Source organism: Streptomyces sp. NPDC001828 (assembly GCF_042892175.1).
Taxonomy (GTDB): Bacteria; Actinomycetota; Actinomycetes; order Streptomycetales; family Streptomycetaceae; genus Streptomyces.
On record NZ_JBIATV010000001.1, the window covers coordinates 1,301,618 to 1,325,662 of the forward strand.

The window sequence follows — 24,045 nt, forward strand, 5'->3', positions numbered from 1 at the left end:
TCGGAGATCCCAGTAAACGAACATCCGATCGATTTTCGTGTCCTTTGAACGGTACCAAATCAGGGGGAGCGGGACAGGGTGCGCGCACCGGGCGATTCCGGAAGCGGACCGCACCACCACCCGCTTGTCCTCGCTGAACCGGGTGCGTCGTCGAGCCCAGGAGTTCCGTTGCCGGTGAGGCGGGCCGGGCGCGGCGGGCGGGGGTGTGCGAACGCTCCCGGCTCGCCACCACGCACCGTCCTCGCCGGACTGGCCGGCGCGCGACGAACTACCCGGCACGCTCCTGATCGATGAACGCGGTCAACGCGGCCGCAGTCGCGTTGGGCTGCTCGTCGGGAATGAAGTGTCCGGCCTGCGGGATGAAGGCGCCGGTCGCGTTCTCTGCCCACGGGCTGATGGAGGCGGCCATGTCGGGGATCGAGCCGTGGGAGCTGGAGATCCCCAGGACCGGGATCCTCAAGGGCCCTCGTTCGAGCGCGTCATGATTCTTACGCGCTGATTCCTCGGCATCGCGGTAGTAGGCGAGAGATGCCGAAAGTCCTCCCTCGGCCGCGATGGCGGCGGCGTAATGGTCGATCTCGGCGCTGTCGAAGGTCTCCGGGGACAGGGCTTTGACCTTCAGGAACCAGCCGACGTACGCACGCTCGCGGCCGGTGAGCAGGGTCTCGGGCAGTTCGGGCACCAGGTGGAAGGCGAAGTGCCAGGTCTTCCAGGCCCGGGCGGGGTCCGTCGGGATGGAGTCCGGGAGGGTGATGCCGGGAATGCCGGCGTCGAGCAGAGCGACACCGTGCAGGCGCTCTTCGTACTTCAGGGCCAGTGAGAAGGCGACCCAGGCCCCGATGTCGTGGGCGACGAGCCAGTATTTCCGCACGTTGAGCGCGGTGAGCGCGGCCTGGACGCGCGAAGCCGCGGTGTGAGTGTCGTAGCCCCCTTGAGGGCGTTCGGAGTGGCCCTGCCCCGGCAGGTCGATCGCGATCACGTGGAATCGCTCGGCAAGGCCCGGCATCACCTTTCGCCAGGCCCACCAGGTCTGCGGGAATCCGGCGAGCAGGACGACCGTGGGACCGGCCGGCCGGCCGCCTTCCACCGCGTGGAGTCGGATTCCTTCCGCGTCCACCCAGCGGTGAGCGAAACCCGGGAGGTCGTACAGCGGCAACCCGGGGACCGGGTTCTGGTCGTGGGAGCGGTTCGAGGCCATGGCGTCGTCGGTCATGCCGTGAGCCTATTGCATCTTGGACTGATTGGTTCAAGATAGAATGGGCAGAGCCGCAACGGCTGGTCCAAGAACGAGGTGCATGCGTGATGGCCGGGAAGAAGCAGTTCGACGTGGGCGTCGCGCTCGACGCGGCGATGGTCCAGTTCTGGCGGGCCGGATACGCCGACACGTCTCTCGACGATCTCTCCAGGACGACCGGACTGAACCGCAGCTCCATCTACTCCTCGTTCGGCGACAAGGACGCGCTCTACCTGCGCTGCCTGGACCGCTACGCCGCTCGGTACGGAGCCAGGTACGACCAGGTGCTCTCACGTGCGTCCGAGGACCCGCTGCACGCGGTACGGGCGTTCTTCGAGGTCACCCTGCAACGCATCGCCGACCCTGACGTACCGGATGGATGCCTGATCGCTCAGACCGCGATGGCGGCACCGGTGCTCAGCCCCGCCATCGCCGCACGCGCGGCCGAAGCTCTGGGCCTTCAGCGAGCGCGCCTGCGGACCGCCTTGAACGCCGCACGGCTGTCCGAAGCCGATGCCGACGACTTCGCGGTCCACCTGGCGGCGGTCAACCAGTCGCTGGCCGTGATGAGCCGGGCCGGGGCGAGTCAGAAGCAGCTCCGCACGGTCATCGACATCAGCATGGGCGCGCTCTCACACGCCTCGCGTGCCCGGACCTAGCTCGCCCGGCTCGCCGTTTCGCCCCGGCGCCGGCGTGACGTGGTTGTCGCGAACGGGGTCGGCCTCATCGGGCGGGCGTGGGCGGAAAGGGATCCGCCGGGTTTGTATCCGCCTCGTATCACCCACCGCTTCGTTTGCCATCGGATCACACCCCCCACCTGAGGGGCGGGCGCACGCCCCACCCCCTGTCGTATCGTTCCTCTCGATCCGTCGAGCCGCCCGCTGCGTACAGATATGACCGAGTTGCACGGAAGGGCTCGCCCTCGAACAGGAGCCGCCCCGTGTCCTCGCCCAGCCCTGCCCCGGCCGACGCACGGCCCGTTCGCGTGTTGCTGGTCGAGGACGACGACCTCATGCGGCGGGCGTTCGCCGTGGCGCTTGGGCGGTACGGGTACGAGGTCGAGGCCGCCGCCGACGGACTCGCGGGGCTTGAGGCGTTCCGGGCCGGGACCTTCGATCTGCTGATCCTCGATGTGATGCTGCCGGGCCTCGACGGGATCGGGCTGTGCCGACGGGTGCGGGAGAGCAGCCTCGTTCCGGTTCTGATGATGTCCGCGCGGGGGGACGGGCTCGATGTCGTCTCCGGCCTTGAGGCCGGGGCCGACGACTACGTCGTCAAGCCCGTCGACACCTTCGTCCTGGTCGCTCGCATCCGGTCGCTGCTGCGGCGGGCCACGTATGCGCCACCTCCGTCACCGGAAGCCCAACAAGCGCTGGAAGATGGCGAGTTGCTCGTTTTCGGTGAGCTCTCCATCGACACCGCCGGGCTCGAAGTCCGCATCGCCGGGACGCCCGTCGCGTTCACCCCCACCGAACTGAAGCTGCTCCTGGAGTTCGCCGCCCACCCCGGCGTCGTCCTGGAACGGCACACCCTGCTGCGGAACGTCTGGGAATACGGGTGGGACGGGGACAGTCGGGTCGTCGACCTGTGTGTGCAGCGGCTGCGCAAGAAGCTCGGGCGGGACCGGATCGAGACGGTCCGCGGGTTCGGCTACAAGTTCCGGCGATGACGCGCGTGCGCCCCTCCACGTCGACAAGTCGCGAGAACGCCGCGCCCGCCTCGCCGCGCCGGCAGGCCCCCGCGGCCGCCTCCCTGCGCTGGAAGATCGCCGCGCTCGCCGCGGCCACCGCCTGCCTCGTCGCCCTGGCCGTCGGCGTGCTCGTCCACCTGTGGACCGCACACGACATCCGCGACCGGGCCCAGGCCCGCGCCTTCAACTCCGTGTACTCGGCCATGGATACCTACCATCGCACCGGCACCCTCGCCGACGGGGCCCAGCTCGACCCCGGGGAGCTCCCCGCCTCGCTGCGCCACCCGACCGACGGAGAACGGCACACCGCGTACGACGGGCATGTCGACGGGAACTCGGGGCCCACCGTCTGGGGTGCCCAGCGGGTCGACGGGCCGGGCAGCCCCGTGCTCGCCGTCGAGGTCAACATGAACTCCGAGTTCTACGACCTGCGCCGGCTCGACGCCACCATGGCCATCGCCTCGCTCGCCTCCGTCGCCGCCGCCGTACCCCTCGCGGTGTACGGGGCCGGGCTCGTCGGACGTCGGCTGCGGCGGGTCTCCGAGACCGCCGTACGCATCTCCGCCGGGGACCTCGACGCCCGCACCGGGCCCACCCGGGGCCGTGACGAGGTGGCCGACATCGCCGCCGCCGTCGACCTCATGGCCGACAGCCTCGGGCGACGGCTGCGCGGCGAGCGGCAGTTCACGGCCGATGTCGCCCATGAACTGCGCACCCCTGTCGGGGGGTTGCTCGCCGCCGTCGATCTGCTGCCGGACGGCGAGACCGAGGACCTGATCCGGGGCCGGGTGCGCGATCTGCGCGGCCTCGTCGAGGACCTCCTCGAAGTCTCCCGCCTCGACGCCGGCGCCGAACAGTCCGCGCCGGTCCCGGTCCCGCTCGGCGCCGTCGTCCGCGAGGCCGTCACCCGTACCGGACTCGACACCTCGGTCAGCGTCGCGGAGACCCAGCAGAACGTCGAGACCGACCCGCGCCGCCTGGAGCGCATCGTCGGCAACCTCGTCGTCAACGCCCACCGCCACGGCGGCACCCCGGTCGAGGTCACCGTCGAGGGCCGCACCGTCGTCGTACGCGACCACGGCCCCGGCTTCCCCGACGACCTGCTCCGCGACGGACCCCGCCGCTTCCACACCGGCGCCAGGGAACGCGGCGCCGGCCACGGGCTCGGCCTCACCATCGCGTTCGGCCAGGCCCGCGTCCTCGGCTGCGAGCTGAGCCTGCACAACGCCCCGGCCCCCGACGGCGGCGCCGTCGCCACGCTCCGGCTCTGAGTTCCGCCGCTCCCGGGCGCGCCCGGCCATCGCCGCACGACTGCCGCACAGCGGCGCGCTCCCCGATACATGCGTGCCGAGGTCCCGATACATACGCCGGACACCCTTCGAAGTGCACCGTTCGCACCGCTCGAAGTGGAGCCTTCCTTGACCGTCAACCCCCTTACCGCACGGGCTCTTTACCCCGATCCTGGCATCGCCGCCGCCACCACCGACCTGTGCAAGGTGTACGGCGGCGGGGACACCCGGGTCGTCGCCCTCGACCAGGTCAGCATCGGCTTCCGGGAGGGCGAGTTCACCGCGATCATGGGGCCGTCCGGATGCGGCAAGTCCACCCTGATGCACTGTGCCGCCGGACTCGACTCGGCCAGTTCCGGGTCCGTACGCATCGGCACCACCGAGCTGAGCAGCCTCGACGACCGCCGGCTCACCGAACTGCGCCGGGACCGGGTGGGCTTCATCTTCCAGGCGTTCAACCTGCTGCCCACGCTGACCGCCCTGGAGAACATCACGCTCCCCATGGACATCGCGGGCCGCAGGCCCGACAAGGAGTGGCTCGACCGTGTCATCTCCATGGTGGGCCTGGCCGACCGGCTGGGTCACCGGCCCGCGCAGCTCTCGGGTGGCCAGCAGCAGCGCGTCGCCGTGGCCCGCGCGCTCGCCTCCCGGCCCGCGATCATCTTCGGCGACGAGCCCACGGGCAACCTCGACTCCCGCGCCGGGGCCGAGGTGCTCGGCTTCCTGCGCGACTCCGTGCGTGAGCTGGGGCAGACCGTGGTGATGGTGACTCACGACCCGGTCGCCGCGTCGTACGCGGACCGGGTCGTCTTCCTGGCCGACGGGCGGATCGTCGACGAGATGCTGCGCCCCAGTGCGGAGGGGGTGCTCGACCGGATGGCGGGGTTCGAGGTGCGGGCCCGCACGAGCTGACCCCGAGCCACCGGGGGCCCGGCCCCCGAACCCGAATGCTCCGGTGCGGGCCGGCACCAGTGCCGCCAGAGGCGCGGGGAACCGCGCGACAAGCCGCATACGGCCCGCAGCCGAATACTCCTCCAGGACTGAGAAACCCCATGTTCAAGACCGCCCTGCGCAACGTGCTCGCGCACAAGGCCCGGCTGCTGATGACGGTGCTCGCCGTCACGCTCGGCGTCGCCTTCGTCTGCGGCTCGCTCGTCTTCGCCGAGTCCTCATCCGCAGCCCACCGCGCCGCCGCCTCGAAGGACTTCGCCGGCATCGCGCTCACCGTCACCCCGAAGGAACCCCCGCCCGGGGCGCCCGGCAAGGACGGCGAGTCCGCGCTCGACGACGCACTCGTACGGAAGCTGGCCGCGCTGCCCGGGATCGCCGAGGTCCAGCCGTCGGTCGACGGCTCGGCGACCCTGAACGCCGCCGACGGCAGCCCGCTGCGGGGCGGCAAGGCGTGGGCGAACCTCGCCGGCGCGTACGTGCCGGGGAAGGACGGCACGGACCACCGGCATCCGCTGGTGACCGGGCGCGCCCCGGCCCACGCGGACGAACTCGTCGTGGACCGCGGTACCGCCGCCGCCGGACACCTGCGCGTCGGTGACCTCGTCACGCTCGCCACCGACGGGCCGGTCCTCAAGAAGCGGCTCGTCGGCATCGTCGACACCAAGGACTCACGGGTGACCGCGGGCGGCACCCTCGCCCTGTTCGACACCGCGACCGCGCAGCGGCTGTTCGCCACCCCCGGGCACTTCACCTCGATCGACTTGGCCGCCGCGCCCGGCGCCGACCAGGTCGCGCTCGCGGCCGGCGTCACCGCCGCGCTCCCGGCCGACCGGGCCGAGGTGGCCACCGGGACCGCGCAGGCCACCCAACAGGCCACCAACGTCGACCTGATGACCCGGGGCTACCAGAAGATGCCGAAAATCTTCGCCGGGGCCGCGCTGTTCATCGGCTCGTTCCTCATCGTCAACACCTTCACGATGCTCGTCTCGCGGCGCACCCGTGAGATCGCGCTGCTCCGGGCGATCGGGGCGACCCGTCGCCAAGTGGTGCGCTCGGTGCTGTGGGAGGCCGCCCTGGTCGGGCTCGCCGCGTCGGCCGCCGGGTTCGTCCTCGGGCTCGGCATCGCCGCAGTACTGCCCGACGTGCTGAGTACCAGTCAGGATGCTTTGCCCAAGGGCCCGTTGGTGATCGGAGTACGTCCCGTACTCGCGGCGCTCGGGGTCGGTGTGGGGGTCACGGTGCTCGCCGCGTGGCTGCCGTCACGGCGGGCGGCGAAGGTCGCGCCCATCGAGGCGCTGCGCTCCGCCGAGCAGCCGCCCACTCCCGCCGCCTCCCGGGTGCGTGGGATCGCGGGCCTGGTCCTGCTCCTCGCCGGGGCAGGGCTGCTGATGTCGCTGACCGGGGCGAAGGACGCCTCGGACGCCAATCTGCAGAACGCGATGTTCGGCTGTGCCCTCCTCGTCGCCGCCATGATCGCGCTCGCGCCGCTGCTCGCGGTGCCGGTGATCCGCCTCGGCGGGCGGCTCACCGGGCGCCTCGGGGTCAGCGGGCGCCTCGCCCGCGAGAACGCCCTGCGCGACCCGCGCCGCACCGCGGCCACCGCCTCCGTCCTGATGGTCAGCACCGCGCTCGTCGCGGGGCTCGCGGTGATCGGCAACTCCACCGAGCAGGCCCTGGACCGGCAGGCCGCCGACGGGCTGAGCGCCGACTATGTGATCGGGGCCCGTACGTCCATGACCGCCATCGACCCGGCCGCCCTCAAGCGCGTGGCCGACACCCCCGGCGTACGGACGGCGGCCGCCGTCGCCGACTCCACGCTGTTCACCGGCGGAAATGTCCGCGACATCTCCGGCGTGGATCCCGCCACTCTGCACGACGTCGTGAAGCTCGACTTCACCAGCGGATCCGCCGAGGGCCTCGGCACCGGCCGGATCGCCGTCTCCGACAGTGTCGCCCGGGAAGCCGGGCTCAGCACGGGCAGCACGCTCAAGGCCCGCATCGGCCCCGGCCAGGACTTCAAGGACTACACGGTCGTCGGCGTCTACCGGGACAACCCCGTCGCTCAGGACGTGCTGGGCGCGCGCGGCGAGGTGCAGCGCGACAGCTTCAAGCCGGGCAGCGTCCAACGCATCTTGGTGCGCACGGAAAGCGGCGCGGCGTCGGACGCCACCGAGGCCCGGCTGCGCACCGCCACCGGCAACAGTCCGCTGGTCCAGGTCAAGGACCGCGAGGCGCTCGTCGACGAGGCCGGCGGAGTCATGAGTGAGCTGCTGACCCTGATGTACGGGCTGCTCGCCATCGGCGCGGTGATCTCGCTGCTCGGCATCGTGAACACGCTGGCCATGTCGGTCGCCGAGCGCACCCGCGAGATCGGGGTGCTGCGCGCCATCGGCATGGACCGGGCCGGCGTCCGGCGGATGATCCGGGTGGAGGCGGTGACCGTGGCCGCGTTCGGCACACTGCTCGGCCTGGTGGGCGGGGTGTTCGGTGCCTGGGCCGTCGGCTCGCTGACCAGCGGCGCGATGACCGGGTACACCCTCACACCCCCCTGGGGAACGTTGGCCCTGCTGGCTCTGGTCTCGCTGGTGACCGGGGCGCTCGCGGCCGCCGTACCGGCCCGCAGGGCCGCCGCCCTGCGGCCGTTGGAAGCGGTCGGACAGATGTGAGCGCGTCTCGAGTGTGCGGCGGGACAGCAGCGTGACGTCTTTACGTGGGCATAGAGCGCTAGGGGACAAGGACGACCTTGCCGAGGTTGCGGCGCTGCTCGATGAGAGCGTGGGCGCGGGCAGCCTCAGCGAGGGGAATCTCCTCGTGCACGGCGGTCCGCAGGGTGCCGGCGTCGCGCATCTGCCAGAGTTCGCGCAGCCAGCGGTCATACAGAGCCGGTTTGCCGAGAGCGATGGCGCGGATCTGGAATCCGATCAACGAGGCGCCGCGGACCAGGAGTTCGTACGCCTCCACCGTGCCGCCGCCGGAGCTGAAGGCGACCAGGCGGCCGCCCGTCGCCAGGGCCCGCACGGCGGGGGTGAGCAGGTCGCCGCCGACGCCGTCGAGGATGACGTCATACGGACCGCCCCAGTCGGTGTCCTCGTACCGGACGACCTCGTCGGCGCCCATGGCCCGCACGAAGTCGGCCTTGTCGAGACTGCTGACTGCCGCGACGACGCGCGAGGCACCGCCCGCCCTGGCGTACTGGAGGGCGAGCGTGCCGACCGCGCCGGCCGCCGCCGTGACCAGGACCGATTCGCCCGGCTCCGGGTGTGCGGCTTCGTAGGCGCCGCGAGCGACGAGCCCGCTGCGGACCAGCGCGACCGCTTCCACGGCGTCGGCGCCACCCGGGATCCGGGACGCCATCGCGGTGTTGAGAACCGCGAACTCGGCGTAGGCGTGGTTGAAGCACAGTCCGGTCACGCGCTCTCCGATGGCGAAGGTGGTGACTCCCGCCCCCAGGGCGACGATCTCTCCGGCGACCTCGCCGCCGAGCGCGATCGGTTCGCGGGCCTCCCAGATCCTGCGCACGGTGGGCAGGGTGATCCCGATCGCCTCGACCCGGATCAGCACCTGACCGGCGCCCGCCTCCGGTGCGTTCACCTCCTCGGCTAACAACACCCCGGGTCCACCGTTGACTTCATGGCGAACGCGCAGCACAAGACCTCCCCGGATCCGTTTTCGTTGGGTGCCCCAACGGTAGGGGAGAAGTCATTGGGGAGTCCAATGAATTGTGGATATGCTCGACCGTATGACGTCAGCTCTCCAGCGAATCCAGTCCATGCCGACCTGGCTCCTCGGTCGCGTCGCGTCGCGCGGCCGAAGCCTGGTCGCCGACGCGATCGCCGTGGAGGGTTTGAAGCTCATGCACCACGCCGTGCTGGCCGCGACCGCCAAGTACGGTCCCGTGGCCCAGGCCGAGCTGGGCCGCCGACTCGCAGTCGACCCCAAGGACATGGTCGGCATCCTCAACCACCTCCAGCAGGCGGGCCTTGTCCTGCGCACCCCGGACGCCGCCGACCGGCGCAAGAACGCCGTCACCGTCACCCCGGAGGGCGAGGCTGTCCTCGCCCGCTGCGGTGCCTTGGCGGAGACCGCCAACGCCGAGCTGCTGGCGCCCCTCACTCGGGAGGAACGGGATCACCTGATGGCCCTGCTCACCCGGATCCATGAGGCGCCACAGAAGCCCGGCCCGAGTGCTTGATCCCGACCGAACGACGCATTCCGGCGGCGGGGGTTACAGGATCCCCGGCAGCCCGCCGAGCAGCCCGCCGAGCAGGCCACCGAGGAGGCCGCCGCCGGAACCGTACAGCTGATGGTCGTCACGGTTGCCGAGGCAGCGGCGGCCGTCCTCACGGCCGACGCCGCTGAGGGGGGACGGCGGTGGCTGCGGTGAGGGTCGCGGCGGCGAATGACCGGCCGGGTGTCAGCTGCGCTGCCACAGCGCCGGGACGTTCGGGGGCTCCCATCCCGCGATCGCGGTGTGGGCCTGGATGCAGCGGTACGAGGAGCCGGCGTAGGTGACGACGTCTCCGGCGCGGTAGGGCGTGCCTGCGGCCCAGGTGCCGGAGGGGGGTGTGGTGGGCGGCGTGGTGGGGCCTTGGGGAGCGTCCAGTACGAAGTCGTACGTGGCTTCGCGGGCCGGGCCGGCTTGACGGACGTTCATGAGCAGGCGGGCGTCGAAGATCGTGTCCGTGTTGTTGCGGGGTTCCCCGGGGAAATACAGCTGGGTGGTGATGATCGGCTGCCCGGGGGACTGCAGCTTGACGTGGATGTGCCGGGTGCGTCCCGGGTAGAGGCCGGGCACGATGGTGGTCAGGCTGAACGCGCCCTGCGCGGTGCTGAATTGGTGCCCGCGAAACGTGTATCCCGTGTTGTCGTAGTCGCCGTTGTCGTCGGCCTGCCAGAAATCGAGGAGCGCTCCGGCGATCGGCCGGCAGGTCCGGCTGAAGACGTATCCGGTGACCGTCAGACGCGTGCCCCTGGTGCTGTCGGTGATCAGGGATGTGCGCAGGGGAGAGTTGGGTTTGAAGTAGGGGCCCTCGATCTGCTCGATGGTCGGTTCGTCCCCGTCGTGGCACTGCGGAGTCGCGGCCAGGGGCTTCGCCGCTGTTCTGCGATCGCGGGCCAGTGCTATTCCGCCATGGGCGAGCAGGGGGGTCGCGCCGAGCGCGGCAGCCGCGCGCAGAACCGTCTTCCGGCTGATCCGGGAGGATGCGGCGCTGTCGGCGGCCTCTTCGAGCGGCTCTTCGGGAGTGGGCATCGCGGCTCTCCTGTAGGCAGGGGTGAGGAGCGGGGGAGTGGTGCGCTTGCCGGGCCGCGCCTGTCGTCGTGCGCCGGCGGCGTGGCACCACAGACACCGCAGGCCGGCCTGTTGTGGAGACCGGCCGGCGGTACCTGCGGTCTGCAGTCAAGCTATGAGGGCTGCGGACAGGATGCGATGGACTCGATCCGTGGATCGTGGTGTTTTCCTCCGGCCTCGGTCCGGAACTCGCCGGGTGACATACCGGTTTCCCTTCGGAAGAACCGGCAGAAGTACGCGGGGTCCTTGAACCCGACCGCCCCGGCCACCTGACGTACCGTCAACTCCGTTCCGGTCAGCAGGCGTTTGGCCTCCAGGGCCCGTTGCAGCCGGATCAGCCTGCCCGACGTCAACCCGGTGGACTGCCGCACCAAGGCCTGCAAGTGGCCTGGGGAAATGCCAAGTTCCCGCGCGTAGGACTCGACCGAGCGGAGGACGCCGCCGGGCAGCCGGAGGAGCCGGGTGAAGTCCGCCGCCACTTCCGCCGCCCGGTTGCGCGTGGTCGCTTCCTCGGCGGACGAACAGGTCCGCAGCGCACGGACGATAAGGATCTGCAGACTGGCGCGGAGCAATTTCCGGTAGCCGGCCCGGAGCAGCTGGTACTCCCTCCCCATCTCGTCCAGGAGTGCCTCGATGGGCCCGGACTGGTCACCCGGGGCGTGGCCCGGGCCGGCCGACAGAGTGCGCAGAGCGGTCACGTCCTGCGGCCGGGAGAGCAGGAAGTCCTCGTTGAACAGGACCACGTGGCCGGTGAGCTCCTCCGCGTCCATCCAGTGATGCACCTGGCCGGGAGCGATGACGCACAACTGCGGTGGATTCAGCACCCGTTGGGCGGCGTCCAGTACGTGGACGCCACGGCCGCCCGTGACGTAGACGATCTCGTAGAAGGTGTGGCGGTGCGGGAAGTTGGCGCGCGACAGGGCTCCGATGGTCTCGAAGGTGCCGATGGCGAAGGGCAGGAGATGCGGCAGGGGGACGTCCAAGCGATGCAGCGGGATGTCGAGGCGCGGGGTGCGCCGTGGCTCGTCCATCACGGCAGTCTGAGACAACGCCCTCTCGCAGGTCCAGACCAGTCGATACGATCGGGCCACGCGGTTCCCGGTCGTCCGCGAGTTCACCGACCGGCTCGCCCGCTGCCGTGTTCACCGCGCTCACCCCGTGTCCCACGCGCCAACGGTCCGAGCGCTTTGGCGCGTCTCCACGGCCTTCCAGGAGGTCACCGCTCTGCTTCCGACGAGGGTTCGGCGAGATGGCCCGACGCGCGGCATCGTGCTTTCGGCCGGATCTCAGTCGGGGCGGGCGATCCCGAACAGGCCGGTCGTACAGTGGAGTTCGCACCACGAGAAGCCGAGTCGCGGGGACGCGCACGGCATCACGGGCCCCTGCGCGTGCCTGGCGGAGCCGGCCCGGGTCCCCGGCCATACGGATCACGGGCCGGACTCCGAGCGGCACCGGGCACCGGCACGGACCAGGCAGCCCGTCGTCACGCGGCACCGCCGGCGTGAGGGGCCAGGGGGAGGTGCGGCGGCACGTGGTCAGGGGGGCGCGCACGCGAGGCACTCCCCGGTCCCGGGTGCGACACGTAAGGCCGATCCGCTTGTGGCCGGTGCCCGTTGGCCCGGCCCATGAGCCACGGCGGGAAGCAGCTGGGGCCGGTCAACCACGACGTACTCCGTCACCCGGCTTGGGCGGTGACCGTGGTTCCACACGCACCATGGGCACGTATGCGCAGCACCAGCGCGCGGTACACATCTCTACCAATCAGACCTGCTAGCAGGTTCTGGCCTGTGTCCCGGGTGGCGAGCTGCGCCTCGGCGCGAACCCGCACGCCAACGGCGGCCTGCTCACCCGCGCACTGCCCGTGCCGCCCCTCGAGCACTTCGCAGTGCCTGTCGACAAGCCGGGCGCGACCCTGCGCGAGCCGACCCGGGTCCTGGGCGGCTTGCTCGCTCAGGTCATGGCCGACACCGCCGAGGAACGCAACTTCCGGGTGGTCGGCCCGGACGAGACCGAGTCCAACCGCCTGGGGGCACTGTTCGAGGTCACCGGCAAGGCATGGCAGGCCGACGTCCTGGCCACCGACGAACACCTCAGCTCCGACGGAAGGGTGATGGAGATCCTGTCCGAGCACGTCTGCCAGGGCTGGCTGGAGGGCTACAACCTCACCGGCCGCCACGGACTGTTCTCCTGCTACGAGGCGTTCGTCCACATCGTCGACTCCATGGTCAACCAGCACATCAAGTACCCGCCACCACGCCCGGATCCGCGAACACGGCATCGACCTGCCCGAGGTCGCCGACTGGACCTGGACCGGATGAAGCCATGACGCCATGACGCCATGAAGCCATGACGCCATGACGCCATGACGCCATGACGCCATGACGCCATGACGCCATGAAGCCATGAAGCCATGACGCCAGGGGGCCCGCCCCGGCCCGCTGCGTCCTGCGAGGCAAGGCCGCTGGGTTGTTGCAAGCGCCTGCGGTCAGTCGTCCAGCACGTCAAAATGAGTTCATGTCCGCGCTTTGGAGTCTGCTGGTCGCCCCGGCCGGAGCGGTCGTGGCCACACTGATCGGTGTGGTCACGGGAAGCACGGTCACCAGCAGGGCACAGGGCCGACACTGGGTCCGGGAGCAGGTGTCCGGGACGTGTGCGCGTGTGCTGCGCGAATCATCGGCTCTGCTAGTGGACCTGAGCGAGATGGAAGCCGGTCGACCCGACTCGGTGCCTCAGGGCGTGGTGCTCCCCACCACCATCGACTGGCGGCCGTGGAATGAGGCCCTGAGCATGATGAACCTGGTCGCCGACAAGGAAACGGCGGAAGCCGGACACGCCCTCGATGAGCAGATATGGCGTCTCCACACCATGATCAAACGTGGCCTGACCCCCGAGGAGAACTGGCTCGTCCTGCGCGAGGGTGTCGAATCGGCGCAGAACAACTTCATCACCGTCGCACGCGGGAGGCTCTCACTTGCCGGCGACTCACTCCAGCGCTTCTCGGGGCGGCCGGCACCGGACGACCCCATCTGGACATCGTGAACCCAGCGTATGGGTGCCTGCGGAACCGAGAGCGATGTCCTCAGGGCGGAGCACTAGGTTGGAGTGATGTCGAATCAGAGCGGCAATGACGCAGGCAAGCACTCCGCAGAGCGACTTCGCACCTCGGGGCGTACTCCTTACAACCTGTCGGCCAACGAAATCCCCTTCGCACCGCTGCCGGGTGTCCTCAAGGTCCTGCAGGAAGCAGCGGGTGAGGTGAACCGGTATCCCGATGCGGCGTGCGCGGAGCTCAGGTCCGAGCTCGCCGATCGGCTTCGGGTGCCGAAGGAACGCGTGGTGGTGGGGACGGGGTCCGTCGCGCTGATCCAGAACCTGCTGATGGAGTACGTCGACGGACCGGACGACGAAGTCGTCTTCGCGTGGCGTTCCTTTGAGGGGTACCGCACGATGGCACGACTGGCGGGTGCCGTCCCCGTGGCGATACCACTGCGCGAGGATCGTCACGACCTGGATGCGATGGCGGACGCGCTCACGCACAACACCCGCGTGGTCTTCGTGTGCAACCCCAACAATCCAACGGGTTCGGTCGTCGGGCGGGCCGAGCTGGAGCAGTTCCTCGATCGGGTGCCGAAGAACGTTCTCGTAGTGATCGACGAGGCTTATCGCGAGTTCGCCGACGGGCCGCAGGCACTCGACTGCGTCGAAATAGCCGGGGAACGGCCCAATGTCGTGGTCTTCCGCACCTTCTCCAAGGCGTACGGACTGGCCGGATTGCGTATCGGCTTCGCCGTGGCGCATGAGCCGGTGGCCGCGGCGCTGAGGGGTCGCGCGCTGCCGTACGGAGTGAGCGCACTGGCTCAGCGGGCAGCCGTGGAGTCGTTGCGGGCACAGGAGCCTCTGGCAGAGCGAGTGGCGGAACTCGTTCTGCGCCGCTCCCTGCTCGTCGATGGTCTGCGTGCGGCAGGCTGGCAAGTGCCCGACCCCCACGGCAACTTCGTGTGGCTCGGCCTTGGCGAGCGGACCCGCGACTTCGCCCATGACTGCGAGGAGAGCGGAGTCATGGTCAAGGTGTTCCCCGATGAAGGAGTGCGGATCACGGTAGGCGAACCGGAGGCCGTCGAAGCCGTGTTGGCCGTCGCCTCCCGGTTCTACCGCGCTGATGCCCGCCACTCCTGAGTGAGCCAGGCTACCCGTTCGGGGGTTGGGTCCGGCGCGGTCCAGGGGCACAACTCGCCTTACTGGTAGGGCGTGTGACCACCGAGGCCGCCCCCGAACGGTGAAATGCCGTCAGGACACCTGTCGCCCGTCCCGAGGGCCGAACGTACGCAGCGCCTCGGCGTCGGTGGTGACGGCCCGGACGTAATGGTCCGCCCAAGCGCGGCAGTCGTGGTAGCCGGACCCCTTGGCCACGAGGTCCACGGCGCCGTCGACATCGAACCGCGTGTGCCGCAGGTGTACTTGGCCGTCCTTGAGCAGAACCCACGGGCTGCCGGTTCGCCCGTAAGGCATCCCGATGCTCCCGGAGTTGACCACGAGCCGTTCGTGGACGAGACGCAGGAAAGGCATGTGGGTGTGTCCACACACCACGGTCCTCACGTCGTCCGGCAGTTCGGCGAAGATCTCCTCCCAGCGGTCGAGGCGGGTGTCGACGAGCACGACCTCGTTGTCGTCACGCGGCGTTCCATGGCAGAAGACCACCTTGCCGAATCCGTCCACGTCCAACGTGACCGGATGGGGCAGGTCCCCCAGGAGTTCGACGTCCTCGGGGCGCAGTTGTCGAGCGGCCCAGAGGTCGATCTCCCACGCCTCTTCGACGGCCTTCTCCTCGTTCCTGGCCAACGCCACGAGATCGCGGTCGGCATTGCCGCGTACCAGGAGTGCCTTGTCCCCGAGCTCCCGCAGCCGGTCGAGGACCTCGACCGGCTGCGGGCCCGCCGCGTGGTCCCCGGTGATGACGATCAGCTCCGACGACATGACGTCGGGCTCGCTCAAGACCGCTTCGAGCGCAGGCAACACACCGTGAATGTCGGACAGAACAGCGACACTTGCAACCATGGAGCGACCTTTCGAGCGAGTCGATACTGCCTACTCGAACAACTTAGGGGAACGGGGCCTCAGTTGGGCAAGTCGACAACTTCCAGCCGGAATGCGGACAGTACATCGGCCATCCGGTCCCGGACGATTCTCGAATTCTCTCCCTCCACGTGCACATAACCGCTGGAGGCGTTGGACGCCCGTGGTGGGTCGAGGTAGTCGCCCACCGCCGCGGTGATTTCCCCGGAGACCACCCCGGGGAGGGCTTTGAGTTCCGCCAGATCGGAGATGTGCGAGACGAAGCCGCGTCGTGCCGGCAGCAGTAGTTCCCCCACCGCACGGTCGCGTGTGTACGCCAAGTTCGGGCGGCGCCCCACGTACACGTCCGCCACGGCCGCCAGCATGTCGAATCCACGGGCGAGACCGTGGCCGGCGGGCAGTTCCGCTCCGCCCAGCCGCGCGGCCATCTCTCCCATGACGAACGATCCGTCCTCTCTGATGAAGAACTCCGCATGGAGATAGCCGTCGCGAAAGTCGAGGGCGTCGCCGATGCGCTGGGCCACCGCCCGCCCGTCCAGGGGCCCCGGCTCCGAGGCGGCCAACGTGATGTCGGCGTTCATCGCGCCGCTGAGGGTCTCCAGGAGCGGGGCCGGATTGACCGCGATGAACGCGTCCTGCACCTCACCTCTGTGGACGAGGGCACACAGTTGATACTCGGTTCCACGTATGTACTCCTCGGCGATCCACTGGCGTTCCGTCCGCTCGCCCATCGCCAGATCGATCTCTGCCAGCTCATCGGTGTCCACTTTCCAGATGTTCATGGAGGAGCCGGAGACCGCCGGCTTCACGATGAGGGGCCATCCGCACTGGTCGCCGAACTCCTTCACCTCTCCCGCAGTGGCGACCGGCCGGAATCGCGCCGCGGGCAGCCCGGCGGCGGCGAACAGCTCCTTCATCGCGATCTTGTCGGTGGTCAGACGCACCTGCTCCGGTGACAGGTGCGGCAGCCCGGCCGCGGCCGCGAACCGGTGGACCAGGGACTGGACCGCTTCGTCCGGGTTGCAGAAGTACCGAGGGAAAGCGAGGCCCCGATCCTCGGTCCATTCCCGGAACCGGGCCGCTTCCACAGCCGGTGGCGCATCGGTGCGCAGCACGAAAGGGTCCTGGCCGTCCGGTACTTCGACCGAGGAGGACTCCGGGCGCAGCAGAATGGTGTCGATGTCGCTCCGGCTCAGCACGTGCCGGGTGAAGCTTCGTCGCCGGCTGATCACCAGGAGCAGAGGGCCACGCCCGTGAGAGGGCTCCTGATCGCTCATGCCGAACGCTCGCTCACGTGGTGGTGCGCGGCCAGGAGACGGCTGAGTGAGCGCACCACTTCGGGCCTGCCGGAAATATCGACTCTGGTCCGCCTCAAGGAACGCCGGTGCACCACGGTCCTGCCGCTCGCGCGGATCAGACCGTGACCCGCCGCCGTGTCCCACCACGGAAGCGCCACCGAGATATGGGCGTCCACCGAGCCGGTGGCGACCCGCAGGAGGTCACAGGCCGCCGAGCCGGTCCGGAGCACCTCGTACCGCTGCCCGACGAGGTCGAGGATCGCACGGGCCTCGATGAGCTCCTCGGCGCCGTAAGGGAGGCCGACGGCCACGCGAAGGTCCGCGGCGGGCGGTACCGGAGTGAAGTGACCGTCGAGCGCGCTGTCGAGGAGCGCTATCCACTGCCCGTCGGCCGGTCGCACGATGGCGGCCGCGAGACACCGCGCGTCGGACACCGCCGCGATGCTCACGGCGTAGTGGGGAGATTCGCGGACGAAGTTCGCGGTGCCGTCGAGTGGATCGACGATCCAGGTCACTCCGGTGCGGCCGGCCCGATAGCCGGACTCCTCCGCCAGGACGGCGTCGCCGGGCCGCGCCTCCCGCAGGATCTCCGTGATGACGGACTCCGCCCGCAGGTCCGCCTCGGTCAGCAGATCGTCCACGCTGCTCTTCTGGCTGACGCGGTACGCCCGGCCGGCCGTGTCCTGGATCTCCGTCGCCGCGCGCCGCGCCAGATCGATGGCGAGCCGTTGGATTTCCGCCACGTCCTCTCACCTCACCTCTGTGTCGTGGTGCCGCCGCGCAACTTGTCCTGTACGAGGGCGATCACCTCGTCGAGACGGGAGAGGACCTCGTCCTCGGAGTTCCCCCGGACCGTCACCGTGGCCGCCGCCTGATGCCAGCCGGCCGGCTGCGGCATCAAATCGCCCACCTGGAACCGCAGTTGCGTATCGATGATCCAGTCGACCGTGGGCAGTGTCAGGTCGGCCTCCAGTACCCCGGCCGGCGCGTACACCAGGGCGTAGCCGGTGAGGTGGTCCGCCGGGGGAGCGCACTGCGTGATCTCCTCGCCCAAATGCGCCTTGATCGCGACCTCGTCGAGGTTGACGCCGGTGCGGGAATGGAAGCCGGGAATGATGCCTCCGCCGCCCGGGCGTCCGCCGATCTCGCAGAAGCAGACCTCGTCGTCGTTGAGGAAGACCTCGTGATGGGTGACGCCGCTGAAATCGGGATAACAGGCGAGGACCTCGCGGTTGAAGCGAAGGAGCCGGTCGAGCGTCAAGCCCGGGCCGACGGCGACATCCCGAAATGCCCCCAGGTGGCGGTAGGAAGTCGTCTCCTCGATGCTGCGGCCCGCGGTCGCGGCGAGTGGGACTCCGCCGCTGACGACGCTGTCTATGTGGAAGAGCGTTCCGTCGATGCGTTCCTCGACTTCGTAACCTCCGGGAACTTCCTGGCGGTTGGCGACGAAACTGCGGAGGTCGTCGGGGCTGTCCAGGAAGGCGATTCCCGCGGAGCTCTCACCGCGTCGCGGTTTCGCCACCACTCGCCCATACCGTTTCAGGAGGTGTTCCGCGTCGTCCTCGGTGAAGGGCGCGTAGTCGGGGACACGGATGCCCTGGGCCCGCAGCCGCTCCTTCATCGTGACCTTGTCGCGGTAGCCCAGTACCTGTTGCTCCGTGGGACCCGGCACCCCCAACTTGTCCCGCAGCCTGGCGGCGGCCAGCAGCAGCCCTTCGCTGATGGCGACAACGCGCTCTACGGGATCTCCCGCGCCGTGGTGGAAACGCGCTGCGGCTTCCAGGAGCGCCTCGTCACCACGCGGGATGCCGACGACGGCTTCGAGCTCCTCGCCACGGGCCTGGTCGACCTTGCGGACATCGGTGACGAGGCTGACCCGGTTCTCGTGCGCCGGCAGGAACGGGCGTCCGTCGGCGGCCTGGTAGTAGTGATAGCCGATGTGGTCGAGGACGAGGACCTTCCTGGTGCGGTCGCTCATATCCGGCAGCTTTCCGCGTACCGTGCGGCGAGCTCCTCGGCTGCTTCCTCGACATCGGCGAGCGCGAGTTCCTTGCAGGTGTAGCCGAGTTCCTCCCGCATGACCTCCACCGACTCGTCGGTGAACTCGACGAGGCCGTCCTCCGCGATGTGGGCGATTCCGTCGTGGCGCTGACCGTCCCGGTTGATCTCCACGGCTTCCTCCTCGCTCAGCCTGGGGGACAGGTCGAGTTCGGTTCCGTGCGGGGTGATCCGTACCGGATACCCGCCGGGCAGGCCGTGCCAGCCGGGTGCGTGGACCCTGGCGCTGGTACCGGTGGCCAGGGGTTCCAGGACGCTGAGGGCGGAGGCCGCCGTCATCAGCTGTCCGTCCTTGCCGCCCGTCCTGCGGTACTCCTTCCTCATCGGATGGAACATGGCGTCCCCCGGCAGCTCATCGGTGACCTCGTCGGCCCCGTTCCAGAACGTCAGGTCGAATTTGGCGCCGCCGCTGTCGCCGGTGCGCGAGAGCCGGTGGCCCACGAAGTGGTGCGCCACGAAGCGCGGTCGCACCTCGGCCGCCGCGCAGCCGAGGTGATCGGCGGCGATCGCCGCCAGCGCGGGCACGGAATTCGCCACGTTGCCGATGCCCAGATCCGGGCTGAGGCCGACCCCGGCGAGCGCCGGGTGGACGGCGTCCGGGTATGCGGCGTTCACCACCGTCGCTCCGGTACCGGCGGCGCGTACCGCCTTCATCAGCTTGAGCACCGGGTCCAGGTGCATCGGCAGCCACGGTCCGAAGTGGGCGGCGCTGACGCGGGCGAAGCGGTCGGCCGGGAGTTCCGACATCACGTGCCAGGACTGCCGGCTGACCGCCGCGAAGATGATGTCCGGTGCGAACCGCGCGATGGCTTCCGCGGCGCCCGCGATGTCATCGAGATCCTGGACGAGCGGATCGACCGTACAAGGCCTGCCCAGCTGCGCGGCGGCGAGCGACACCATGTTCGCCGTGCGGACCACCGACTCCCCGTCACGTCCGAGGAGTGCGAGGTGCCGGGGCTGGGAGGTCCCGGTCAGCCCGTGCAGCACCCGGATCGAGAGGTCTCCGCAGCCGACGACGAGAATACGGACGGGCCGGTCTCCGTCCCTCGGAGTGCGGGTCCGCGCGGCGTTCGTCCCTGCCGTACTCATGCGGACTCATTCACGAGGCGGGGGATGAACCGTGAGGTGTTCGCCGTGAGTTGCCCGGAGGGGCAGAAACCCGAGAACTCCGTCAGCCAGACGCCGGCCTCGACGGTGTCCCAGTGGGGATAGTCGGACCCGAAGAGCACGGTCTCGACGCCCAACTGCCTTATGGCCCAGCCCACATGCTCCTCGTCGGGATCGGGCACCGCCGCGAAGTGCTTCCTGAAGATGTCGGTCGGGCTCGTCGCGTTGTCGGCGAGCCGCCGGGTGTGGCTGGTCAGCCGTCCGAGGACACTGGGAATCCAGGCGATGCCTGACTCCAGCATGACCACGCGCAGATCGTCGGGGAGTCCGTCGGGCCGGGTGACCAGGTCCGCCATGGCGATCATGTGCTCTCCCATGTGGCCGAAGGCGTGGGTCATGGCGTAGTCCGCGAAGGCGTCCGCCAGCGGGGACCACTGATAGCAGCCGGTGCCTCCGTGGACGAACAGCGGCAGCCGCAGCCGCGCCGCCGTTTCGAGCAGCGGTGATGTCTCCGGGGAGTTGAGCCGTGCGGCCGCCGTGCGAGCGGTCGGCCTCACCACCACGCCCACGAGGTTCTCGTCGTCGGCGTACTGGCGGAGCGTCTCTTCGCTCCACCCCGGATCCTCCACCGAGGCGAGGAAGGCCCATTTCAGGGAGAGCGCGGATCGGGCACAGGAGCGTGAGGCCAGTTGGTTGTAGCCGTCGAGCAGCCGCAGACGGGTCTCGGCGTCCTCGACGGCCTGCACCGACAGGCCGACGAAGCCGGGCTGGAGGACGGCCGCCGCGATGTTGTGCTTGGTCATGAAGACGGCCCGGTCCTCGTCCTCGCCGGGGCCGATGAGATGGCCGAGGCCCTTGGGGTTGCCGTGTCCCTGTCCGCTCGGGCGGGGGAACAGACGGTCGCCGAGCCTGAGCCGGGTCGCCCCCGCGTCGGTGACCACCTCGGGAGCCTCGGCGGGGGAGAACCCGATCTCCGCCCAGAGCTCGGGCAGATGGTCGGTGAAGTGGGTGTCGCAGTCGTAGAGCTGGATGTCCGGCATGGTGGACGCCTTTCCTCTGAATATCAGCGCTGGCCGGTCTGCGTGGGATGCGTGTCCGGGCCGCCCGGCCGTATGTGCTCGCCCCTGGCCAGCCAGTCGAGGCCGTCCTCCGGGTCGAGCCCGAGGTCTTCCGCCACCTGATGCACGACATCCGGGCTCAGCCGGTCGGCGGACAGCTGGTTCAGGCTCTGGCGGGCCCGGTCGTCGAGGGCGCCGGGTTCGTTCAGGAGGCGCTTGGTGATGGGGTACCACTGGGCCCGCGCGATGAGACGGGAGTGGGCGAGGGAGGTGGCCGCGGCGAGTATGTGCTCCAGGGCGCCCAGCTTCTCTCCGGCGGTGACGTGGTCGATCGCCAGCAGCAGAGCGCATGACGCCCGCCCCCGCCACCAGGGCCCCGCGCTGAGGGCCAGCTCCGTGGGGCGGGCCGGGGAGCCGACGTCGCCGTGGACGGGAGCCGACAGCGCGGCTTCGCTCAGCAGGATGTACGACGGCACACCGCTGGCGATCTTGGGATAGGAGTACACCGTGAACGCGCCCTGGGCGGCCAGGGTTTCCTCCCGTCGCACGTGGGCGAGTGGGCGGAAACAGACGTCGATCCTGGGCGAGACAGGAATCGTGTATTCCGATTCCTGGAAGGGGTGTCCGAGGTTCGCGGTGACGAGCTCGACGGACTCCTGGGGACCGGCGTCGGCCGGCAGGAGACGGTGCAGCTCCTCCGGCGCCGGCGGGTCTTCGACGTATACGAGGACGTCCCAGTCGCTCGCAGGGCTGGTGGGCCTGCCCCGAGCGCGTGAGCCCGCGATGCGGATGGATCGTACGGTCTTGAGGGCGGCCAGCCCGTCGACGGCGTCGCGGACCGCTGGCGGGAGATCGGGTGGGGTGAGGCTGGTGATGGTCATGACCGCCCTTCCTGGACGTATCCCTGTCCTGCGAGCTGGACGTATCCCTGCCCCGCGAGGTACGCGGCGGCCGAACGCCCATGGGTGCTGGACGGAAGCCACCGCAGCAGGTCGGCCGAGCACGCGTCGATCCAGGCGAAGAGCTCGGGGGTGGGCTTCATGCCGTGTTCCAGGAGGCTCGCGGCCTCCTCGAACAGGCGCGGGCCCCGCGTCCCGTTCGCCAGGACGGAGGTGATGTTGCGCCCGAGGTTCTTCACTTCGTGCAATACGTGCCCGCAGCCGGCCAGGGCGCTGATGAGCAGGTGCTCGACAGTGAGGCGCAGCAGAACAGAGGCGTCCACCGGCAGTTGGTCGGCATGGGCGGTCATGGCCTTCCTGCGGAAGTGATCCGCTGTCAGATAGGTGGTGGCGCAGTGGAATTCGGGCAGCCACCGCACCTGTGTCCGCTGCCGCCAGTGCTCGATCGCCGGAGCGCCGCTGACGATGCGGCCACTGCGCAGTCTGGACAGGAAGCGCATCTCCAGGGCGTCGAGCACGGGGAGTTCGAGGTCCGGTGTGAGCGGATCCTGGATCCGGGCCATGCCCGTCGCGAGTTCGGCCAACGAGCGCAGGGGTTCCGAGCGCAGGATGTCCATGTTGATGACGGGATCCCGGGAGCACAGGTAGTTGCGGGCCAGGCTCATCGGCCGCACTACCGATTCGGTGCCGTCGTCCGCCGGCAGCCAGTCGTCCGGTGCGTCGAGCACGAGGACGTTGACGTTCGAGCCGCGCATGGCGACGCCTTCCGCCGTGGAGCCCGCCAGGAGGACTCCGCTCCCGTCCGGCCACGAGAAGCGCCGCGCCAGCAGGTCCGTGATGTCGTCACTCAAGGGTTCCTCACTTCCGGTATTCGCCGGGCCTGCCGCACTGCCAGCAGGGCCGGGACACAGATCAGCCCGCCCACGGCGGCCACGACCAGCACGGTGTCGGTGGAGGTGACTTCGGCGAACGCGCCGGTCAGCGAGTACGAGATGGGCACCAGCACCTGGGACAGCGCCCAGTCGATCCCGAACATGCGGGCCACGAAGGCCCGTGGCACCGCGGTCTGCAGGAGTGCGCCCCACAGCACCGCGGAGACGGCGAGCGCGGTATTGATCACGAAGCTGCCCACCAGGGCGGGGACGAGCGACGCGTCGAAGGCGAAGCCCACGAGCCCGCCAGCCATCACGCCCCATGCCAGGTAGAGCCACCACAGCGCCCGGTGATCGAGCGGTCTGCCGCCGACGAGAAGCGCTCCGGCGATCTGGCCGATCCCGCCTACGGCCAGGACCAGGCCGTAGGTCTCCGCGCCATGCGCCGTGTCGTTGTGGAGGATGAACGGCACCAGGACGTTCCACGGCCCCATGACGGCGACCACGGTCACCGCGCCGGCACCGAAGGCGTAGAGCAGCCACTTGTGACTCCACACGTACCGGAAGCCGTCGACGCTGTCCGCCAGCAGACCCCGGGGCTCGTCCTGCTCCAGCGGCTCGCGTTCGGCACGCACCTTGAGTACGAAACCGAAGGACACGACGAAGGTGCACGCGTCCAGGACGAACACCCAGTCCGCACTGGACGTGGCGACCAGCGCACCGCCCAGAGCCGGCCCGATCAGCCGCCACATCAGGGGACGTATGACCTGATCGGCGGAGTTGGCGCCGACCAGGTGCTCCGGGGGCACCAGCGACTGCACCATGGTGTTGAACGCGGGGACGAAGGCGGCCTCAGCCGCGGCGAAGACGGCAAGCCCGGTGTAGAGGTGCCAGGTGGTGAGCAGGCCCGTCAGGCTCAGCAGACCGATCGCCGCCAGCATGAGCGCACGCACCAGATCCCCGGCCAGCATCACCCGGCGGGCCCCGTACTTGTTGACCCACGCGCCGGCGAGCAGGGCCGCCGGAATCGCGGTCACCGCCATCACTACACCGACCACGGCCAGGGTCGTGGTGGAGTCATTGAGTGACAGCACCAGCCAGGGCAGAGCGACGAACATCATGCCGTCGCCGAGGAGCGAGACCGCGAACCCGGCCCACAGATATCGGAAGTTCCTGCCCTTGAACGGCTGGAGCTGCGCTTGGTCCGAGATCCGCTCCAGCACTGC

Annotated in this window: 21 protein-coding genes and 1 pseudogene; 9 read left to right on the forward strand and 13 right to left on the reverse strand. The window is 69.7% G+C overall.

The window, feature by feature from the left end:
• Window positions 1-268 precede the first annotated feature (268 nt).
• A complete protein-coding gene (locus tag ACFYZA_RS06080) occupies window positions 269-1,213 on the reverse strand; it encodes an alpha/beta fold hydrolase (protein WP_388487644.1) in 945 nt (314 codons plus the stop codon).
• A gap of 89 nt (window positions 1,214-1,302) precedes the next feature.
• Between ACFYZA_RS06080 and ACFYZA_RS06085 the strand changes: the two genes are divergently transcribed.
• The 5 genes from ACFYZA_RS06085 to ACFYZA_RS06105 all read left to right on the forward strand — a co-directional run bounded on the left by ACFYZA_RS06085 (window position 1,303) and on the right by ACFYZA_RS06105 (window position 7,830).
• Window positions 1,303-1,893: a TetR/AcrR family transcriptional regulator gene (locus ACFYZA_RS06085; RefSeq protein ID WP_382589505.1), complete on the forward strand. Its 591-nt coding sequence runs from the start codon at window positions 1,303-1,305 to the stop codon at window positions 1,891-1,893.
• A 353-nt stretch (window positions 1,894-2,246) separates the two neighbouring features.
• The gene (cseB, locus tag ACFYZA_RS06090) at window positions 2,247-2,903 is read left to right on the forward strand and encodes a two-component system response regulator CseB (RefSeq protein WP_388488006.1); all 657 of its coding nucleotides are present in this window, start codon (window positions 2,247-2,249) and stop codon (window positions 2,901-2,903) included.
• Entirely contained in the window at window positions 2,900-4,195 is a 1,296-nt protein-coding gene (locus ACFYZA_RS06095) for a sensor histidine kinase (protein ID WP_388487646.1), read from the forward strand. Before cseB ends, ACFYZA_RS06095 begins: the two co-directional genes overlap by 4 nt.
• A 147-nt stretch (window positions 4,196-4,342) precedes the next feature.
• Window positions 4,343-5,125: an ABC transporter ATP-binding protein gene (locus ACFYZA_RS06100; protein ID WP_388487648.1), complete on the forward strand. Its 783-nt coding sequence runs from the start codon at window positions 4,343-4,345 to the stop codon at window positions 5,123-5,125.
• Between the two features lie 140 nt (window positions 5,126-5,265).
• Window positions 5,266-7,830 carry an ABC transporter permease gene (locus ACFYZA_RS06105; protein ID WP_388487650.1) on the forward strand — a complete coding sequence of 855 codons (2,565 nt, stop codon included), beginning with the start codon at window positions 5,266-5,268 and terminating at the stop codon, window positions 7,828-7,830.
• A 58-nt stretch (window positions 7,831-7,888) separates the two neighbouring features.
• Here the strand turns inward: ACFYZA_RS06105 and ACFYZA_RS06110 are convergent, their stop codons facing one another.
• Window positions 7,889-8,812, reverse strand: coding sequence for a zinc-binding alcohol dehydrogenase family protein (locus ACFYZA_RS06110; RefSeq protein WP_388487652.1), 924 nt, complete (start codon window positions 8,810-8,812; stop codon window positions 7,889-7,891).
• A 91-nt stretch (window positions 8,813-8,903) separates the two neighbouring features.
• Here ACFYZA_RS06110 and ACFYZA_RS06115 point away from each other — a divergent pair, with 91 nt between their 5' ends.
• Entirely contained in the window at window positions 8,904-9,356 is a 453-nt protein-coding gene (locus tag ACFYZA_RS06115; protein ID WP_388487654.1) for a MarR family winged helix-turn-helix transcriptional regulator, read from the forward strand.
• A 222-nt stretch (window positions 9,357-9,578) separates the two neighbouring features.
• Here the strand turns inward: ACFYZA_RS06115 and ACFYZA_RS06120 are convergent, their stop codons facing one another.
• Both ACFYZA_RS06120 and ACFYZA_RS06125 read right to left on the reverse strand, forming a co-directional pair.
• Window positions 9,579-10,415: a carbohydrate-binding protein gene (locus ACFYZA_RS06120; protein WP_388487657.1), complete on the reverse strand. Its 837-nt coding sequence runs from the start codon at window positions 10,413-10,415 to the stop codon at window positions 9,579-9,581.
• Between the two features lie 152 nt (window positions 10,416-10,567).
• Window positions 10,568-11,485, reverse strand: a complete 918-nt coding sequence (locus tag ACFYZA_RS06125; RefSeq protein ID WP_388487659.1) for a helix-turn-helix domain-containing protein — start codon at window positions 11,483-11,485, stop codon at window positions 10,568-10,570.
• A gap of 743 nt (window positions 11,486-12,228) precedes the next feature.
• Between ACFYZA_RS06125 and ACFYZA_RS06130 the strand changes: the two are divergent.
• The 3 genes and pseudogenes from ACFYZA_RS06130 to ACFYZA_RS06140 form a co-directional block, all read left to right on the forward strand.
• Window positions 12,229-12,699, forward strand: a pseudogene (locus tag ACFYZA_RS06130) (phosphoketolase); the annotation flags it as partial.
• A 269-nt stretch (window positions 12,700-12,968) separates the two neighbouring features.
• On the forward strand, window positions 12,969-13,493 hold the full coding sequence (locus ACFYZA_RS06135) for a hypothetical protein (protein WP_388487661.1): 525 nt from the start codon (window positions 12,969-12,971) through the stop codon (window positions 13,491-13,493).
• Between the two features lie 66 nt (window positions 13,494-13,559).
• Window positions 13,560-14,630, forward strand: coding sequence for a histidinol-phosphate transaminase (locus ACFYZA_RS06140; protein WP_388487663.1), 1,071 nt, complete (start codon window positions 13,560-13,562; stop codon window positions 14,628-14,630).
• A 111-nt stretch (window positions 14,631-14,741) separates the two neighbouring features.
• Here the strand turns inward: ACFYZA_RS06140 and ACFYZA_RS06145 are convergent, their stop codons facing one another.
• The 9 genes from ACFYZA_RS06145 to ACFYZA_RS06185 are packed head-to-tail and all read right to left on the reverse strand — an operon-like array spanning window position 14,742 to window position 24,042.
• Window positions 14,742-15,509, reverse strand: coding sequence for a metallophosphoesterase family protein (locus ACFYZA_RS06145; protein WP_388487666.1), 768 nt, complete (start codon window positions 15,507-15,509; stop codon window positions 14,742-14,744).
• A 59-nt stretch (window positions 15,510-15,568) separates the two neighbouring features.
• Window positions 15,569-16,804, reverse strand: coding sequence for an ATP-grasp domain-containing protein (locus ACFYZA_RS06150; protein WP_388487668.1), 1,236 nt, complete (start codon window positions 16,802-16,804; stop codon window positions 15,569-15,571).
• Window positions 16,801-17,568, reverse strand: a complete 768-nt coding sequence (locus ACFYZA_RS06155) for an inositol monophosphatase family protein (protein WP_388487670.1) — start codon at window positions 17,566-17,568, stop codon at window positions 16,801-16,803. The genes ACFYZA_RS06150 and ACFYZA_RS06155 overlap by 4 nt, the downstream gene beginning before the upstream one ends.
• Before the next feature lie 11 nt (window positions 17,569-17,579).
• Entirely contained in the window at window positions 17,580-18,803 is a 1,224-nt protein-coding gene (locus ACFYZA_RS06160) for an acetyl-CoA carboxylase biotin carboxylase subunit family protein (protein ID WP_388487673.1), read from the reverse strand.
• The gene (locus ACFYZA_RS06165; RefSeq protein WP_388487675.1) at window positions 18,800-19,972 is read right to left on the reverse strand and encodes a hypothetical protein; all 1,173 of its coding nucleotides are present in this window, start codon (window positions 19,970-19,972) and stop codon (window positions 18,800-18,802) included. Before ACFYZA_RS06165 ends, ACFYZA_RS06160 begins: the two co-directional genes overlap by 4 nt.
• A complete protein-coding gene (locus ACFYZA_RS06170; RefSeq protein WP_388487677.1) occupies window positions 19,969-21,030 on the reverse strand; it encodes an amidohydrolase family protein in 1,062 nt (353 codons plus the stop codon). The genes ACFYZA_RS06165 and ACFYZA_RS06170 overlap by 4 nt, the downstream gene beginning before the upstream one ends.
• 23 nt (window positions 21,031-21,053) lie before the next feature.
• Window positions 21,054-21,929, reverse strand: a complete 876-nt coding sequence (locus ACFYZA_RS06175; protein WP_388487680.1) for a nucleotidyltransferase family protein — start codon at window positions 21,927-21,929, stop codon at window positions 21,054-21,056.
• Window positions 21,926-22,798, reverse strand: coding sequence for a hypothetical protein (locus ACFYZA_RS06180; RefSeq protein WP_388487682.1), 873 nt, complete (start codon window positions 22,796-22,798; stop codon window positions 21,926-21,928). The genes ACFYZA_RS06175 and ACFYZA_RS06180 overlap by 4 nt, the downstream gene beginning before the upstream one ends.
• Window positions 22,795-24,042, reverse strand: coding sequence for an MFS transporter (locus ACFYZA_RS06185; RefSeq protein ID WP_382589560.1), 1,248 nt, complete (start codon window positions 24,040-24,042; stop codon window positions 22,795-22,797). The genes ACFYZA_RS06180 and ACFYZA_RS06185 overlap by 4 nt, the downstream gene beginning before the upstream one ends.
• Window positions 24,043-24,045: the final 3 nt, after the last annotated feature.

Excerpts from the sequence above, each read along its gene's own strand:
- ACFYZA_RS06080 (WP_388487644.1), bottom strand. The coding sequence starts at position 1,213 with ATGACCGACGACGCCATGGCCTCGAACCGCTCCCACGACCAGAACCCG.
- ACFYZA_RS06085 (WP_382589505.1), top strand. The coding sequence starts at position 1,303 with ATGGCCGGGAAGAAGCAGTTCGACGTGGGCGTCGCGCTCGACGCGGCG.
- cseB (WP_388488006.1), top strand. The coding sequence starts at position 2,247 with ATGCGGCGGGCGTTCGCCGTGGCGCTTGGGCGGTACGGGTACGAGGTC.
- ACFYZA_RS06095 (WP_388487646.1), top strand. The coding sequence starts at position 2,900 with ATGACGCGCGTGCGCCCCTCCACGTCGACAAGTCGCGAGAACGCCGCG.
- ACFYZA_RS06105 (WP_388487650.1), top strand. The coding sequence starts at position 5,266 with ATGTTCAAGACCGCCCTGCGCAACGTGCTCGCGCACAAGGCCCGGCTG.
- ACFYZA_RS06115 (WP_388487654.1), top strand. The coding sequence starts at position 8,904 with ATGACGTCAGCTCTCCAGCGAATCCAGTCCATGCCGACCTGGCTCCTC.
- ACFYZA_RS06120 (WP_388487657.1), bottom strand. The coding sequence starts at position 10,415 with ATGCCCACTCCCGAAGAGCCGCTCGAAGAGGCCGCCGACAGCGCCGCA.
- ACFYZA_RS06125 (WP_388487659.1), bottom strand. The coding sequence starts at position 11,485 with ATGGACGAGCCACGGCGCACCCCGCGCCTCGACATCCCGCTGCATCGC.
- ACFYZA_RS06135 (WP_388487661.1), top strand. The coding sequence starts at position 12,969 with ATGTCCGCGCTTTGGAGTCTGCTGGTCGCCCCGGCCGGAGCGGTCGTG.
- ACFYZA_RS06140 (WP_388487663.1), top strand. The coding sequence starts at position 13,560 with ATGTCGAATCAGAGCGGCAATGACGCAGGCAAGCACTCCGCAGAGCGA.
- ACFYZA_RS06145 (WP_388487666.1), bottom strand. The coding sequence starts at position 15,509 with ATGGTTGCAAGTGTCGCTGTTCTGTCCGACATTCACGGTGTGTTGCCT.
- ACFYZA_RS06150 (WP_388487668.1), bottom strand. The coding sequence starts at position 16,804 with ATGAGCGATCAGGAGCCCTCTCACGGGCGTGGCCCTCTGCTCCTGGTG.
- ACFYZA_RS06160 (WP_388487673.1), bottom strand. The coding sequence starts at position 18,803 with ATGAGCGACCGCACCAGGAAGGTCCTCGTCCTCGACCACATCGGCTAT.
- ACFYZA_RS06165 (WP_388487675.1), bottom strand. The coding sequence starts at position 19,972 with ATGAGTACGGCAGGGACGAACGCCGCGCGGACCCGCACTCCGAGGGAC.
- ACFYZA_RS06170 (WP_388487677.1), bottom strand. The coding sequence starts at position 21,030 with ATGCCGGACATCCAGCTCTACGACTGCGACACCCACTTCACCGACCAT.
- ACFYZA_RS06175 (WP_388487680.1), bottom strand. The coding sequence starts at position 21,929 with ATGACCATCACCAGCCTCACCCCACCCGATCTCCCGCCAGCGGTCCGC.